At 53.1% G+C, this 16036-nt stretch carries 15 protein-coding genes; 7 read left to right on the top strand and 8 right to left on the bottom strand.

The features are described from left to right. The first annotated feature begins 3 nt into the window (after positions 1-3). Positions 4-1068 (top strand): DUF1513 domain-containing protein, encoded by a 1065-nt coding sequence (locus P0D43_RS14250; RefSeq protein ID WP_394672748.1) that lies wholly within the window; start codon positions 4-6, stop codon positions 1066-1068. Here P0D43_RS14250 and P0D43_RS14245 read toward each other — a convergent pair. Next, positions 1061-2833 (bottom strand): pyrroloquinoline quinone-dependent dehydrogenase, encoded by a 1773-nt coding sequence (locus tag P0D43_RS14245; protein WP_394672747.1) that lies wholly within the window; start codon positions 2831-2833, stop codon positions 1061-1063. The genes P0D43_RS14250 and P0D43_RS14245 overlap by 8 nt on opposite strands. A gap of 158 nt (positions 2834-2991) precedes the next feature. On the opposite strand from P0D43_RS14245, the gene P0D43_RS14240 reads away from it, so the two are divergent. Further along, on the top strand, positions 2992-3150 hold the full coding sequence (locus P0D43_RS14240; protein ID WP_394672746.1) for a hypothetical protein: 159 nt from the start codon (positions 2992-2994) through the stop codon (positions 3148-3150). A 19-nt stretch (positions 3151-3169) separates the two neighbouring features. On the opposite strand, the gene P0D43_RS14235 is transcribed toward P0D43_RS14240, so the two are convergent. From P0D43_RS14235 to P0D43_RS14225, 3 genes are all read right to left on the bottom strand, one after another. Further along, positions 3170-4390, bottom strand: coding sequence for an MFS transporter (locus P0D43_RS14235; RefSeq protein ID WP_394672745.1), 1221 nt, complete (start codon positions 4388-4390; stop codon positions 3170-3172). A gap of 61 nt (positions 4391-4451) precedes the next feature. Next, the gene (locus P0D43_RS14230; protein ID WP_394672744.1) at positions 4452-5396 is read right to left on the bottom strand and encodes an AEC family transporter; all 945 of its coding nucleotides are present in this window, start codon (positions 5394-5396) and stop codon (positions 4452-4454) included. Between the two features lie 12 nt (positions 5397-5408). Beyond that, positions 5409-6488 (bottom strand): tartrate dehydrogenase, encoded by a 1080-nt coding sequence (locus P0D43_RS14225; protein ID WP_394672743.1) that lies wholly within the window; start codon positions 6486-6488, stop codon positions 5409-5411. Between the two features lie 106 nt (positions 6489-6594). On the opposite strand from P0D43_RS14225, the gene P0D43_RS14220 reads away from it, so the two are divergent. Beyond that, the gene (locus P0D43_RS14220; protein WP_394672742.1) at positions 6595-7491 is read left to right on the top strand and encodes a LysR family transcriptional regulator; all 897 of its coding nucleotides are present in this window, start codon (positions 6595-6597) and stop codon (positions 7489-7491) included. 23 nt (positions 7492-7514) lie between these two features. On the opposite strand, the gene P0D43_RS14215 is transcribed toward P0D43_RS14220, so the two are convergent. The 3 genes from P0D43_RS14215 to P0D43_RS14205 form a co-directional block, all read right to left on the bottom strand. Continuing rightward, positions 7515-7889 carry a DUF779 domain-containing protein gene (locus P0D43_RS14215; RefSeq protein ID WP_341238185.1) on the bottom strand — a complete coding sequence of 125 codons (375 nt, stop codon included), beginning with the start codon at positions 7887-7889 and terminating at the stop codon, positions 7515-7517. A gap of 77 nt (positions 7890-7966) precedes the next feature. After that, positions 7967-9487, bottom strand: a complete 1521-nt coding sequence (gene adh / locus P0D43_RS14210) for an aldehyde dehydrogenase (protein WP_394672741.1) — start codon at positions 9485-9487, stop codon at positions 7967-7969. A 242-nt stretch (positions 9488-9729) separates the two neighbouring features. Beyond that, positions 9730-10806 (bottom strand): substrate-binding domain-containing protein, encoded by a 1077-nt coding sequence (locus P0D43_RS14205; RefSeq protein WP_394672740.1) that lies wholly within the window; start codon positions 10804-10806, stop codon positions 9730-9732. A 66-nt stretch (positions 10807-10872) separates the two neighbouring features. Here P0D43_RS14205 and P0D43_RS14200 point away from each other — a divergent pair, with 66 nt between their 5' ends. From P0D43_RS14200 to P0D43_RS14190, 3 genes are all read left to right on the top strand, one after another. Beyond that, positions 10873-11724, top strand: coding sequence for a quinoprotein dehydrogenase-associated SoxYZ-like carrier (locus P0D43_RS14200; protein WP_394672739.1), 852 nt, complete (start codon positions 10873-10875; stop codon positions 11722-11724). Continuing rightward, positions 11721-12698, top strand: coding sequence for a quinoprotein relay system zinc metallohydrolase 1 (locus P0D43_RS14195; protein ID WP_394672738.1), 978 nt, complete (start codon positions 11721-11723; stop codon positions 12696-12698). Before P0D43_RS14200 ends, P0D43_RS14195 begins: the two co-directional genes overlap by 4 nt. Before the next feature lie 302 nt (positions 12699-13000). Then, a complete protein-coding gene (locus tag P0D43_RS14190; protein ID WP_394672737.1) occupies positions 13001-14746 on the top strand; it encodes a PQQ-dependent methanol/ethanol family dehydrogenase in 1746 nt (581 codons plus the stop codon). A gap of 87 nt (positions 14747-14833) precedes the next feature. On the opposite strand, the gene P0D43_RS14185 is transcribed toward P0D43_RS14190, so the two are convergent. After that, positions 14834-15088 carry a hypothetical protein gene (locus P0D43_RS14185; RefSeq protein ID WP_394672736.1) on the bottom strand — a complete coding sequence of 85 codons (255 nt, stop codon included), beginning with the start codon at positions 15086-15088 and terminating at the stop codon, positions 14834-14836. A 15-nt stretch (positions 15089-15103) separates the two neighbouring features. Between P0D43_RS14185 and P0D43_RS14180 the strand changes: the two genes are divergently transcribed. Beyond that, positions 15104-15925, top strand: coding sequence for a hypothetical protein (locus P0D43_RS14180; RefSeq protein ID WP_394672735.1), 822 nt, complete (start codon positions 15104-15106; stop codon positions 15923-15925). The last annotated feature ends 111 nt before the right edge of the window (positions 15926-16036 follow it).

The raw sequence follows: 16036 nt of genomic DNA, 5'->3' as shown, positions 1-16036 counted from the left end.
CCCATGGTGTTGTCACGCCGACAATTTCTGTTGCAAGGCGGTGCAGTGGCACTGTCGCTGGCTTTACCCTTGCCCTCAAGGGCCGCTGTGAATGGCAAGCACGCCAGCTTGCTTGCGGCCTGGCAACTGCCAACAGCGGTTTATCAGGTGGGTGTGCTCAGCTGGAAAAATACCCGCCTGTCGACCCCTTACACCATTGATTCGGCAGTGGATTTACCCACCCGCCCACATGGTTTGATGCACCTTCAGGGCGATGAGTATTTGGTTGTTGCGCGCCGCCCAGGCGACTGGATCATGCGGCTGAATATTCAAACCGGAGACACTGCGCGCACCTGGCAAGACGAAGACCGGCATTTGAACGGACACAGCGCAGTACACGGTGATTGCTTGTTCACCACAGAAACCGATGTGTTGACCGGGCAAGGTGTGCTGGGTGTTCGTCACCGGGAAACATTTGAGCTTCTCGATGTGTGGCCAACGCAGGGTCGAGACCCGCATGAAATGTTGGTGTTGCCCGGCGGTGTGTTGGGTATCGATGAACCTTTTTTGCTGGTGGCTAATGGCGGCATACAAACCCATGCAGACATGGGGCGCACGCAACTAAACCACTTGCCCATGGATTCTTCCGTGGTGGCCATGCACCCCCGAACGGGCAGGGTGTTGAACCAATGGACCCTGCGTGATTCGCGGCTCAGCCTGCGCCACATGGCCGTGCATGCCAGCGGTGTGGTGGGAATTGCCATGCAGGCCCATCATGCTGTAGAGGCTGATCAAGAGGCGGCGCCAGTGCTTGCCTTGCTCGATGAACAAGGGTTGAGCCCGGTGGGTGAGTCGATTGGTGTGAACGGCTATGCAGGCGATATTGCCACCACGCCCGAAGGCTTTGTGATCAGTTGCACCAAGAATGATTCAGCGGCCAGGTTTGATTTACATGGCAGATTGCTGAACACGCAGCAGGCCAAAGCAGCCTGCGCCTTGGCCTCGAGGGGCGGTGAAGTTTGGTTGGGGCACCAGGCCGGTGAAGACAAGAATTCATTCGCACTGGACAATCACTGGCTGCTTATTTAGCCTTCAATGCCCAAGCCTTGATGGTTTTTCCTTGTTTGAAACCGAACAGCTTGTTGCCGCCAATTGCCACTGCCAAATATTGCTTGCCATTCACCTCGTAGCTAACAGATGGTGCGTTTACACCGGCCGGGTTGGCCTGTTCCCAAACGCGTTTGCCCGTGTTTGAATCCAGTGCAAAAAATTCGCCACTGCCTTCACCAGAAAAAACCAGACCTGTCTTGGTGCTTAAGACGCCGCCAATCAGGGGGGCCTTTACCTTGTGTTGCCACAGCAGTTTGCCAGTGTCCAGATGAAGGGCTGAAAGCAAGCCGTATTTTTCTCCGTCCTCGATTGGCGACATGGATGAATATTTCAAAGCCGGTTTGTTGCCCTTGGCTTTCAGTTCATGCAATTGATATTTCACAGGCCAGTGAATACCTGCGATGAACACCATGCGGCGTTGTTCATCCACTGAAACTGGCGACCAGTTCGAACCACCAATGACACCGGGATAGATCACATTGCCTTGTTCGCTGGGCAGGGTAAACATATTGTGTTGTGGCACGAAGGCTTCGCTTTTGAACAACAGTGCGCCGGTGATTCGGTTGTGCACATAGAACCAACCTGTTTTCCCTGCTTGGCCCACAGCCTGCACGGCTTGGCCCTGATGCCGTACCTTGAACAAAACGGGTGGGCTTGCCACATCGTAGCCCCACATGTCGTGAGGAACTTGTTGGTAGTGCCACTTCAATTCGCCAGTGCGAATATCGAGCGCAACAAGCGATGCGGTGTACAGGTTATCGCCCGGCCTTGACGAGCCTTCCATTTGGGGAGAAGGGTTGCCCGTACCAAAATAGAGCATGCCGTTTTCTCGATCTATGGCTGGGGTGCTCCACGCTGAGCCGCCACCAAACTGCCATGCATCCGGGTACTTTGAAACGTCTGCTTTTTCCTGATCAATATCACGAGGCAGCACCACACCATCTCGTGTTTTCCGGGTGAATGTGCCTTCCCAACCTTTCTCGGGCACGGTGTCGAATTTCCAGGCCTGTGCACCCGTGTTGATGTCGTATGCCGCCATGAAGCCGCGCCGACCGTAATTGCCTGCAATACCCACGACTGAACCCAGCGGGGCGTCGGGGTCGGGTGAATCCAGGTGCAGGCCATAGCCCACACCTGTAATGCCCACAATGACTTTGCCATCAAACACCATGGGCGCCATGTTGATGCCCGCGCCCGAGGTTCCGGACACCTCGAGTTTTCCATCCTGTGTATTCAGTTGTGAACCCAGAGCGCTGGCATCTTCCCGTACACCTTGATCGCCCTTGGTGACATCAATGTCCCACAACTTGGTGCCATTTCCCGCATCCAGGGCCAGCAAGCGAGAGTCGACAGTGCCCATGAACACTTTTCCATCGCTGACCGCCACACCCCGGTTGGCAGGGCCGCAGCACATGGGGCGGTCTTTGATGCGGTCGTGGGTGTAGCGCCACAGCAGCTTGCCGGTGTCGGCTTTCAAGGCCACCACATGGTTAAACGGCAGCGACACATACATCACCCCATTGACCACAATGGGCGTGGCTTGAAAACTGGAGGATATCCCGGTGTCAAATTCCCAGGCCGTGTCCAGTTGTGCAACGTTGTCGGGCGCAATTTGAGTTGATGGGCTGTGCCGTTGGTGATTCCAGTTACCACCAAATACAGGCCAGTCTGTGTCTGGGTTGGCCAGTGCAGTTGCACAAACTGACATGGAAATGGCGGTGGCGAATAAGTAAGGCAGCGTCATGATTGCAGTATTTGAATTAAGCGTGCTGGAAACACAAGCAAGGATCAATCCATTGTGACTGTTGCAAAGTGAAGCACATGACGCGTCACAAAAGTGTCATCCAACGCAGACGCGCTTGCGTGTATATTTCGCGTACCCGAGTTTATTGGTAAATGATCATGAAGCAACAACTTGAGCTGTTGAAAGAAATTGAACACAAGCTTGAAGAACTCAGCAAAGACAAAGACCTGAAAGAAAAGCGGCCCCTGGAAGTGAAAGAGGTCAAGGGTTTGCGTTTGGTGGTGTCGTCAATTATTCGCCGCATGGCGGCGGGCTGATCAAAGCAGATTCACCGCCTTACTGATACACCCGCAATTTTTTTGCAATCAACAAAGCGGTCAGGTTGAATGTGATCGCAATCACACTGCACAACCAAAAGTTCTCAATCAAACCCTCGGCATTGCGTGAAATGACAACACCGCCAATCAGCGCAGCCAATCCCATTGCAGCAGACTGCATGGATGAATTCAGTGTCATGAAGGTGCCACGGTTTTTCGGATTGCCTGCAGCGCTGACCAAGGCCATGCCAGGAATCATCCTGCCGCTGACAAACACGAAAAAGCAGGTGGTGATCACCAGAATGACCGCCATGCTCATGCCCTCGGTCAGCGTGATTAGCGCCATGGGAACCACCGCAATGCCTGCAATGATTTGCAGCATTTTCAACTTGCCGATTCGATCACTCAACTTGCCGATGATTTGCGCACTGAACAGCGTGGCTGCACCACCTGCCAGATAAATTAGCGGAATGTCGGACGGCGACAGACCCGCGTTGATCTGCATGTAAATCGTGATGTACGGAATAATTGAAAAACCGGCAAAGATCATGCAGAACGAAAAGCAAAATGCCCGCAAGTGATTGGTGTCGCGAAGCACTTGGGCAATGCCCTGCAACGGCCCCGTTTCGCCACGCGAATGCAAATGCCCCTGCAGGGTGGGAATGACATACCAGCCCGCCACCACAAGCAAGAAACTGATGCCTGCGATACCGAAGAATGGTGTGTGCCAGTCGGAGTTGGCTGCCACATACAAACCAAGCGGCACACCCATGACTGTGGACACCGAGAAGGAGGTCATGATGACGCCCATGGCTTTGCCCCGTCGGGCAAAGGGCACCACATCGGCCACGATTGTTTGAATCATCGCAGACAAAATACCGCCAAACAAGCCGGCTGCAATGCGTGCGCTCATCAGCGTTTCGTAGGTGGGTGCCAAGCCGCACGCCAACGTGGCTACCGCAAACAGCACATACAGGATCAATAACAAGCGGCGCCGTTCGAACCGGTCAATGTACAGCGAGGCCACAAGGCCAGAGGCCCCTGCAGCGAAAGTGTAGGCCGACACCAGCAAACCGAACTTGGCATCGGAGATTGAAAACGCTGCAGTGAGCTGTGGGCCCAGCGGCATCATGATCATGAAATCAAGAATGTGGGTGAACTGAATACCCGCAAGGATCAGCAGCAGCGCCCATTCCCGCTGGGATGTCATTGTCACTTGGCTTGCTGCTTGGGTATTCATGTACTGCTACCTGTGGATTGAATTGTTTTTCTGGAATTCATTCCGAGTTTAACGTGTGAATTTAGTGCCCTAGCGCGGTGAGCGTGTAAATACCCAAAGTCATGGTTCCGATGGACACCAGGGTGGTCAGGGCGATGATGTTCGCGGCCAGTTTGCCGTCACCCCCAGCAGCCACGGCCATGGCAAAGCTGGCTGCCGCAGTTGGGCTTGAAAAGAACATCCACAAAATAATGAGATCCCGCCCTTGAATGCCGATGACCCAGGCCGCAGTGCAGGCCAGCACGGGCAAAATTGCAATTTTGATTGCGCTGGATTGCAGGGCTGACATGCCAGAAGCCTTGACCCCGGCCAGTGAAAGAGTGCCACCCACGCAGATGAGTGCCAGTGGCAAAGTGAGACCGGCAAAGTACTCGCCCGATTTCAATAGCCACTGCGGTATGTACAGTTTCACCGCGCTGGCCAACATGCCCAGCACCACAGCAATAATAAGGGGGTTTTTCAACAACTCTTTGCCCACCGACGCGGGGCTGAATTTCAGGGTGGGGCTGTAGACAGAGAGAATCAGCACCGACAGCACATTGAACAAGAGAATGGTAAAACCAACCAGTACGCCGCCCACCGATAGCCCATAGGCACCGTAGTAGCTTGCCACCAAGGCTAAGCTGACGACACCACAATTGCCCCGAAAAGCCCCTTGTACAAATACGCCCCTTTGGCTGTATGGAATAGCTTGGGTGGCCCACCACCAACTGGCTAAAAACCCCACCACCGTGGCAGCACACAGAAAAATGACCAGGGTGGCATTGAATGCACTTTGCAAGTCAGCCTGCCAGATCGACAGAAAGAACAGCGTGGGCATGGTGGCTTTGTAGGTTAGCGTTGATGCTGTTTGAATGAAGGAATCGTTGATCAGATTGACCTTGCGCAGCACCAACCCCATGAAGACCATTGCAAACACGGGGGCGGTGACTCCCAGAATTTCCGAGAGTACGTTGAATTGATTCATGTGATCAGGTTTTTACTGAATGCACTCCGCAATTGCTTTGCCCACATCAGACGTGGTGGCAGTGCCGCCCATGTCCGGTGTGCGGGGACCTTCCACCAGCACGGTTTCGATAGCTTTCAGGATTGAATCGTGGGCTGCCTTGAATCTGGGGTCGCCCTGACCGATGGAATCAAGCATCATAGCACCCGACCAGATCATGGCGATGGGATTGGAAATGTTCTTGCCGTAAATGTCTGGTGCGGAACCGTGCACCGGTTCGAACAGGGAGGGAAATGTGCCTTCCGGATTCAGGTTGGCCGAGGGTGCAATGCCGATGGTGCCTGTGCAGGCAGGTCCCAGGTCGGAGAGAATGTCGCCGAACAGGTTGGATGCGACCACCACATCAAAACGTTCCGGGCTAAGCACAAAGCGCGCAGCAAGAATGTCCACGTGGTATTTGTCCCAATGCACATCGGGGTACTGTTTGCCCATGGATTCCACACGTTCGTCCCAATAGTGCATGCTGATCGCAATGCCATTGGATTTTGTGGCCGAGGTCAGGTGCTTTTTGGGGCGGCTTTGTGCCAGATCAAAAGCGTACTTTAGAATTCGGTCAGTGCCCTTGCGGGTGAATACGGCTTCCTGAAGAACCACTTCGCGTTCAGTGCCCTCAAACATGCGGCCGCCCACAGACGAATATTCACCTTCCGTGTTTTCCCGAACCACGTAGAAGTCAATGTCGCCCACTTTCTTGTTGGCCAGCGGACAGGGGATGCCTGGCATCAGCCGCACTGGGCGCAGGTTCACATACTGATCGAATTCGCGACGGAATTTCAACAAGGAACCCCACAGGGAAATGTGGTCGGGCACTTTGTCGGGCCAACCCACAGCACCGAAGTACAGGGCGTCGAAGTTCACAAGTTGATCGAACCAGTCGCTTGGCATCATTTGGCCGTGTTTCAGGTAGTAGTCACAGTGTGCCCAGTCGAAGTGGGTGAATTGAAGGTCAAGATTGTAGCGGCGAGCAGCTGCTTCCAGCACGCGCAGGCCTTCTGGGGTTACTTCGTTGCCAATGCCATCGCCAGCCAGTACCGCAATTTTTCGGGTGTTCATGAGCATTCCTGATTGAATGTTGGGTTGAAGACTTTATTGTATTGCTTAACTGTAAAGTTGATAATGCTGTTATAAGTTAAAACATATTCAATTATTAGGTTAATAAATGAAGTCAAAACCGCCCTCTCTGGAAGAGCTGGATCTGATGCTCGCATTGTGCCGGCATGGGTCATTGTCAGCGTGTGCACGGGAAATGGGGGTGTCAACCGCCTACATCAGCAAGCGACTTGCACAGCTAGAACAGCGCTTGGGGTTGAAGTTGTTTCACCGAACAACTCGCCGTTTGTCATTGACTGAAGTGGGGGAAACCTGCGTGGAGTGGGGGCAGCGGGTGCTTGATACTTCACAGGATTTGATGGATGCCCTCTCGGCTGAGCGATCCATCCCAAGGGGGTTGTTGCGGGTGTGCTCAAGCTCGGGATATGGCCGGTCGCGGGTGGCACCCGTCCTGTCTGAACTGGTCAAGCAGTATGTCGAGCTGGAAGTCGAGTTGGAGCTGATTGACCGCCCTGTTGATTTGCTCATCGAAGGGTTTCACCTCGACATTCGGCTTGGGGAAGTGACTGAGCCTGGTTTGATTTGCCGTCGCATTGCAGGCAACCAACGCATTCTTTGCGCCAGCCCTGCCTATTTGCAACAGGCACCTGTGTTGCATGAACTGGCTGATCTGCAGAATCACCAATGCCTTGTGATTCGCGAGCGCGATCAGCAGCCGGGGCGCTGGGTGCTGCAGGGACCACACGGAGAAGAAATCGTGCGGGTGCGCGGAGCCCTGTCGTCGAACAACGGCGAGTCTGTTCGACAATGGATTGTAGATGGTCATGGTGTGGGCTTGCGCAGCGCGTGGGATGTGGCCCCTTATTTGCGCAACAGGAAGTTGGTTCGCGTGTTGCCGCAGTATTGTCAGGACGCCAATGTCTATGCGGTGTACCCATCGCGTTTGGCCAGTTCGGCGCGCTTGCGGGTTTGTGTTGAATTTCTAGCTGACCGATTGCGCAACTGAAACTGTTGTGTGGCCGTGTCAGTTCATGACACAACAGGTTCAACCGGGCTTAGTGACTTGAGTTCAAGATCGGAATACAGCCGAGACCTGGTTAAAAACCTCAAGCCACTTGGCCGCTCAAGGCTGAACATGCCGCCATTGCCTTTCACCACATCAATGGTGAGGTGCGTGTGTTCCCAATACGCGAATTGTGATTTGCTCATGTAAAACGGCACGCCACCAATCTCGCCAAGTTTTACATCGGATCCGCCCAATGGGAATTCATTGCGCGGAAACAGCATGGGAGCGCTGCCGTCGCAACAGCCACCGCTTTGGTGAAAAATAACATCACCGTGCTGGGCTTTTAATGAGGCGATCAAGACCAGTGCTTCCGGGCTTGCGCTGACTCGGTTTGACATTATTTTCTCCAGTTGAACAGAAGCACCGCTCTTCCCGGGTCGGGTTGAGCGGTGCTGGTTTTTTTTACGACAACAATTTAAAAGAATCCCATTGCATTTGGGTTATAGCTCACCAGCAGGTTTTTGGTTTGCTGGTAGTGGTGCAACATCATTTTGTGGTTCTCGCGGCCAATACCCGATTGCTTGTAACCACCAAATGCGGCATGTGCAGGGTACAGGTGGTAGCAGTTGGTCCACACACGGCCAGCTTGAATGGCGCGGCCCATGCGGAATGCACGTGCACCATCGCGGCTCCACACACCGGCACCTAAACCGTACAGGGTGTCGTTGGCAATTTGGAGGGCTTCGGCTTCGTCTTTGAACGTAGTGACCGACAACACGGGACCAAAAATTTCTTCCTGGAAAATGCGCATTTTGTTGTGTCCCTTGAAGACTGTGGGCTTCACATAGTAGCCACCTGCCAGGTCGCCGCTTTGCTTGTTCTGCTCGCCGCCGATCAGGCACTTTGCACCTTCCTGTTTGCCCAGGTCGATGTAGCTCAGAATTTTTTCGAGTTGTTCCGACGAGGCCTGTGCGCCAATCATGGTGCTTTCATCCAGCGGGTTGCCCTGCTTGATTTTTCCAACGCGTTCAATGGCCCGCTCAATGAACGCGTCGTAGATGTCTTCCTGAATCAGTGCACGGGATGGGCAGGTGCACACCTCGCCCTGGTTCAAGGCAAACATGGCGAAACCCTCCAGTGTTTTGTCGAAGAAGGCATCGTCGGCATCCATGATGTCGGAGAAGAAAATATTGGGCGATTTGCCGCCCAATTCCAGGGTGACAGGAATCAGGTTTTGTGCGGCATAGCTCATGATCAGGCGGCCAGTGGATGTTTCGCCAGTGAACGCAATTTTTGCGATACGACTGCTGGATGCCAGAGGCTTGCCCGCTTCAAGACCAAAACCGTTTACAATGTTCAGCACGCCCGGTGGCAACAAATCGGCAATCAATTCCATCACCACCAGCAACGAAGCGGGTGTTTGTTCCGCAGGCTTGAGAACCACGCAGTTGCCAGCGGCCAATGCAGGGGCCAGTTTCCATGCGGCCATCAAAATCGGGAAGTTCCAGGGAATGATTTGACCCACTACACCCAGCGGTTCGTTGAAATGGTAGGCGTAGGTCTGGTGGTCAATTTCACAAATGCTGCCTTCTTCGCCACGAATACAGGCTGCAAAGTAGCGGAAGTGGTCAATGGCCAGTGGAATATCTGCAGCCATGGTTTCGCGCAAGGGTTTGCCGTTGTCCAGGGTTTCAGCCACGGCGATCAGGCGCAGGTTTTCTTCCATGCGGTCTGCAATTTTATTCAAAATCGTGGCGCGCTCCGTGGGGGATCGTTTGCCCCAGGAATCTTTGGCTGCATGGGCTGCGTCCAGCGCATCTTCAATGTCTTCGGCTTGTGATCGTGCCACCTTGCATAGCAACTGACCGGTGACCGGGGTGACGTTGTCGAAGTACTGCCCACTTTTTGGGGCAAGCCACTGGCCGCCTATGAAATTGTCGTACTTTGCCTTGAATGGGAAAGCGACCCCCAAATTTAATTCGTCAACCATGTTCATGTCCCTAACTCCTTGTTGTGTTGATGTAGGTAAACAACAAGGCGCAACGGGCATGCCAGTGCCGTTTCAGCGCATTTTCCGGAAAACTGTTTCCGCAATTTTTGCTGACTGAGCTGAAATCTGGAAGATTGATGCAGGAATTTGTGGTTGGGGGAAAGCAGTAAATCGTTAATTATGCAAAACATTGCATAATTTTGTTGCGCTGCACAGTTTTGGCACACCCACACGGGGGGAGGCGAGGCTTATTTCTCCTGAATTTCATTCAGGAACACTTCCAGTGCCTGTGTTCTGCCCAAGTGTGTCGCCCTGTAGCCCGCCGTTTGCTCGACCTGTGCCAACACTTCCGGGCTGTTGAGCCAGGGCAACATGATTTCCATCGCCGGGTAATTCAGGTCGTTGTTGTGCAGCACCAAAAAGTACCTTTCCCTGGACACGAGGCGAAACTGCAAGCCATAGTAGTTTGCCGCGGCGCGAATGCCCAAGCCCAAGTCGCCATGCCCTGCAGCAATGGTACAGGCCACGGCCAGGTGCGAGTTTTCTTCATGGTAATAACCCGGCAGTTCTTCCGGGTTCAGGCAGGCCTTTGTAAGCAGGGCATTTAACTGGTGGTGGGTAGAAGAGGCCGAGTTCCGGTTCACGAGCAATGCACGCCGCTTGGCCACATCGTCCAGGGTGGGCGGGCTGGCCGCAGGGCGGCTTATCCAGCCGATGTCGCGTTCAAACAGTTCAACCACCGATAGGTTGGAGCCACGCAGCCAGCGCCGCATGATCTGGTGCACGTGGGAATGTTCTTCCAACCCCACCGGCAAGTGGCAACCCGCCACGCGTACTTCACCGCGGTGCAGGGCAGACAAGGCGGCAATGCTGCCAGACCATCGAAGTGACACCTGCAGCTTTTTGTACAAGGCGGTGTTTTGAAACAAACCCTGCAGCACCGGGTCGTCGCTTAAAGCCAGGCTGATCCACGGTTTGTTCTGGTCAATGTCCAGCCATTCGGCGTTCAGTTGTTCGCCGACCGTGCCTAGATCGGGCGCCACGCGTACATTGCCCTGTTCAACCATCCAGATGAGTTTGTGCCCAAAGCGCGTAAGGCAGGCCCCGGCGCGCCCATGCGTTGCCACCAGGTCTTCACCCAGCATTTCGTTATATTGTTGAATTTGCGACCACAAGGTTCGGTAAGACACGCCAAGTGATTTGCAGGCAAGCGAGATCGAGCCTTTTGCATCGATGGTTTTCAGCGTGGTCAACATGCGTTGATCAAGTTCCACGAACTGACCATCGTCTTTCTTCCAGCGAGCGGATACTTTTAAATTGAGCATTGGCGAATATAGGCACATCGATTGCTTGCATTCTGACAGATTGCACATGGCAGGAGACAGGTCATCATGAAGTACGGTTGTTCCATCACAAGAATGAATTCAAATTGGACGCGCGCATGTTGCGTGGTCGTTGCTTTGCTGGCAGGCAATTTCTTTGCCACCCCCGTGCAAGCCGCTGCGGCAGAAATGGGCGCAGTGAAGGCGGATTTAACTGGCGGGGATCCGCTGGGTTCCATGCAATGGCCCGACATGAAAGGACAGTTTTTCGACGCAACTGAAAAAACGGTGTTCGATTCCCGAATCAAGGTGACCGTGCCCCTGTTTGCAGAAGATGCGATGAATGTACCGGTGTCGTTTGATGCCTCGGCGATAGGAAAGGTGAAAAAAATCGTGGTGCTGGTTGATCGCAATCCGATTCGCAAAGTGCTTGAATTCATCCCGGAGAAAGCCAAGCCCGCCTTGAATTTCCGTTTCAAGCTGGAGCAGGCCAGCCCCATTCGTGTGGCTGCACTGGCTGAAAATGGCGTGTGGCATGTGGGCTATGCATTCATTGAAGCAGCCGGTGGCGGTTGTACTGTGCCGGGTGCAACACGGGCCGATGGCAGCTGGCCGCAAACGCTGAACAAGGTGGCAGGAAAAATGTTTGATGCCAATCAGTTGCGTGACGATGCCCGTTTGCGCGTGCAGGTATCGCACCCCATGGACACCGGTTTGGTGGCAGGCGTGCCGGCCTTCTACATTGAAGAAATGATTCTGCAAGACAAGAACAAACAAGTACTGGCCAAGCTGTACCCCTTCGAGCCTGTGTCTGAGAACCCCCTGTTTTCCTTTGACTTTGACAAAAAGCCGATGGGGCCGATCAGCCTGGTAGGGCGCGATAACAATGGCAACAGGATTGATGCGAAGGTGACGCAATGAGGGGTTTCAGTACCGTTGCCTTGGCGCTGAGTGCTTGCTGTGTTGTGTGGTCCGCCCATGCAGAATTGCCCAATGTGGCAAAGCCTGTGCCGAATCAGGCTGCGCTGGACTATGGCTTGAAAGCCACCAAACTGGCCGGTGGCTGGTATGTGATTGCCGGTGCCAATGATGATTTTTCGCAGGCCAATGGCTGCAACATTATCAACACCGGTTTTTACGTGGATGACGCAGGGGTGTATGTCATTAATACGGGCATTTCACGCCTTTACGGTGAGCAGCAACGCGCCTTGATTGATTCGATTGCCAAGGGAAAGCCGATCCGGCAAGTGATCGCTTTGAACCTTCACCCGGATTACTTTTTGGGTAATCAGGCCTATCCAAAAGAGGCTTTGGCCGCCACCAAGCTGACCCTTCAAGGCATCAAGGCGGAAGCCGTCTTGTATGAAACCAATTTGTACCGCTTGTGTGGCGACTGGATGAAGGGCACCGAGAGTGCCTACCCGTTACAAACAATTGCACCCGGTAATTTGAAAAACATGGGTGGCAAGTCCCTTGAAGCGGTGGAGTTGAAAGGCCACACCGATTCAGACCTGGTGTTGTTCGACCCGGATAGCAAAGTGATGTGGGCCGGGGGACTGGTGTTTTACAAGCGAATTGTGACCACCCCCCATGCAAAATTGAGGCCGTGGATTGAAAGCCTGAAAAAGCTGCAGGCCATGAAGCCCAAGGTGGTTGTGCCCAGCCACGGCCCGGTCAGTTGGGGCAGCGAGGCCATTGACCAAACACTGGATTACCTGAGCTGGTTGGACAAGCGCCTTGAAAACGCAGCTGCGATGGGTGAGGAAATGAATGATGTGATGAAGAAGGGCGCGCCAGAGCGATTCAGAAACTTTGCAGCCTACCCGGCGGAGTTTTATCGCAACGTGACCAATTTGTACCCCCTGTATGAGAAAGAGGCTTTGGGTGGATTCTAAGCACTTTTAAGTCAGGGTTAACGCTGTACCAAGTGTGTCAAAAAGGGACAGTTTGTGTGTTGCTGAACAGGTGAGCTGTTCCAATGTCACAAAACTGTCTCTTTTTTTTATGGTCGGAACGATTGAAATCACCTCAATGAAGCTTGGTTTGTAAAGTACTGATTTTATTGAATAAAAATTTTATTTAGATGAAATATTCTACTTGGCATGAAGCTTGCGCTAGGTTGTAACTGGGTAGCCCCGACTCTGCAAAAGAGGGGCGAGAACCTCAAAGTAACGGATGAAGAGAGGAGAAACAAATAATGCGCAAAACTCTGCTTAGCGCGATGGTAGCAACCGCACTGGCGATTCCCGCAGTGGCTTCTGCCGCTGTGACAGACGCAATGATTCAAAACGATGCCAAATCCACAGGCGATGTGTTGTCTTGGGGTATTGGTACAGAGGGTCAGCGTTACAGCCCATTGAAAGACATCAACGTATCGAACGTGGGCAAGCTGGTTCCAGCCTGGTCCTTCTCGTTTGGTGGTGAAAAACAGCGCGGGCAGGAAAGCCAGCCGCTGATTCACGACGGCAAGATGTTTGTGACCGGTTCCTATTCACGCATTTATGCACTGGACGCCTCCACGGGTGAAAAACTGTGGAAGTACGAAGACCGCCTGCCCGAAGGCATCATGCCTTGCTGCGATGTGGTAAACCGTGGTGCAGCCCTGTATGACAACCTGGTTATTTTCTCGACCCTGGACGCTCAGTTGATCGCCTTGGACCAGAACACCGGCAAGGTAGTCTGGAAAGACAAGATTGACGACTACGCAGCGGGTTACTCCAACACTGCAGCACCGATCATCGCCAATGGTTTGGTGTTGACTGGTGTGTCGGGTGGTGAATTCGGTGTGGTAGGTCGTGTTGAAGCCCGTAACGCCAAGACTGGCGAAATGGTGTGGCTGCGCCCAACTGTTGAAGGCCACATGGGTTACACCTTCGACAAAGACGGCAATAAGAAAGAAGCCGGTATTTCAGGAACCACCAACGCGACCTGGAAGGGCGATTTGTGGAAAACCGGCGGCGCTGCAACCTGGCTGGGTGGCTCATATGACAGCAAAACAGGCCTGGCCTACTTCGGTACTGGTAACCCAGCACCCTGGAACAGCCACCTGCGTCCCGGCGACAACCTGTACTCGACATCAACCGTTGCGATTGATGTAAAAACTGGTCAGATCAAGTGGCACTACCAGTCCACACCGAACGACGGTTGGGACTACGACGGTGTGAACGAGTTCGTGACCTTTGACATGAATGGCAAGCGCGTTGGTGCAAAAGCCGACCGCAACGGTTTCATGTATGTGAACGACGCCACCACCGGCAAGCTGGAAAATGCCTTCCCATTCGTGAAGAAAATCACATGGGCCAAAGGCATTGATCTGAAAACAGGTCGCCCGATTTTCGACCCGGCCAACCGCCCTGGTGACCCCACCAAGATGGACGGCAAGAAAGGCGAAACCGTGTTCTCTGCACCATCATTTTTGGGTGGAAAGAACCAGCAGCCAATGGCTTACAGCCCTGACACAGGTCTGTTCTATGTTCCCGCCAACGAGTGGGGCATGGGGATCTGGAACGAGCCTATCACCTACAAGAAAGGTGCCGCTTACCTGGGCGCCGGTTTCACCATCAAGACATTGCCAGGCTTTGACTACATCGGCGCCCTGCGTGCGATGAACCCCAAGACCGGCAAGATTGAGTGGGAAATCACGAACAATGCGCCTTTGTGGGGCGGTGTTTTGACCACTGGCGGTAACCTGGTGTTCTGGGGTACTCCGGAAGGTTTCCTGAAGGCGGCTGATGCGAAAACCGGTAAGGAAGTCTGGAAGTTCCAGACAGGTTCTGGTGTGGTTGCACCTCCCGTAACCTGGAAAGGCAAAGACGGTCAGCAGTACGTGGCTGTAGTGTCTGGTTGGGGCGGCGCTGTTCCCTTGTGGGGCGGAGACGTGGCCAGCAAAGTGAACTACCTTGAACAAGGTGGTTCCGTGTGGGTATTCAAGCTGATGAAGTAATCGGTTTGTGAAGTACATCAAGCCGCCCCGTGTGGGGTGGTTTGATGAGTAGTGAAGTAGTAGAGCGTTTTAGAAGTGTTGTCATTTTCACCCCTGAGTTTTCTGCCTGCTCCGCAGCGAACTTATGACGCAGACGGTTGAAACAAATTGCTCCTTGGGACCTTTTTCTGGCAATGATTGGGAGTCGGAAAAAGTTGTGGCGGTTTGTGAGTCTCCTAAACGAATGCGTCTTTTCTGCCCGGCCATGTGCCGGGCATTTTTTCGTCCATCCTCATAGTGAGTGATCCAAAAACCCTGTTTTTTGGTTTTCCCGATGGCAGATTGATAATCGTGGGTTTTCATCCCTGATGCTCAATTATGTCTGAAGTCATTTCACCCGCAATTCGCCAGAAAGTTCTTCAATCTTCCAATTCCGTCATCGAGCTTCGACCACTGGGTGTGGTGCTGGCCGTTGATGGCAGTGCAGCTGTACTTCGTGAACCTCACGCTGCACCAGTTCAAAACCAATACATCGTGATCGACGTGAAAACCGGTAAGCCTGAAATTTCCGGCAGGGAAGTGTTAGCTGAAGGTGCAATGACGGCGATTAACTGCACAGCGGCGGTGGTTGCAGGCATTGTGACGTTGGGGGGTGGGGCTGTTGCACCTTTTACCGGCGGAAGCAGTGTGGCTGTGTCAGTGGTTGGTGGAGCAGCAACTCTAGCGACAGGCGCAAGCTGCGCAAATTCATTCATGAGAACTCTCAATTCAGTGATTTCTCCAGGGGTAAATCAACGCTTAGACCAAATGCCGGCATACAAAACCACGTTACAAGTTTTAGACGGTGTGTCGCTTTTGGGTGTGGGTGCATCTGCTATCGCCGCTCGGCGAGCAGTCAAGGTTTTGAGTAATGCCGGTGTGAATATTCCTGCTGCTTTAACAGGTAATATCAATAGGCAACAATCAACCCTATTGACCAAGGAGATGATTAAACTTCGCAGGCCAGATGTATCCAATGGCGAACTTAAAAAGCTAATCCGCAGTGGCAAAGAACCTAAGCGTTATTCGAAGCAAGAGATCTCTGCGGGTGCGCTCAGAAGTTTGAAAGATTCGATTGCTGCAGGTTTGTCATTTTTGTCGAGTAGTTTGGACGGGAATGTTAAAGAAATTACCATTTACCTGGTTGATTTGACATCATGAAGCCCGACACGAAAACTTTGTATCAGCTTTCGCTTTATTTCATTAGCAGCGTAATCACCTTAACTTTTTTCTTGGCGGTAGTTGACAATCTCTGGCTTAGTCTTGAATGGT

The sequence above is a fragment of the Limnobacter sp. genome (genome assembly GCF_043511195.1).
In the GTDB taxonomy this organism is placed as follows: Bacteria; Pseudomonadota; Gammaproteobacteria; order Burkholderiales; family Burkholderiaceae_B; genus Limnobacter.
This window is presented reverse-complemented; position numbering and strand designations above follow the sequence as displayed.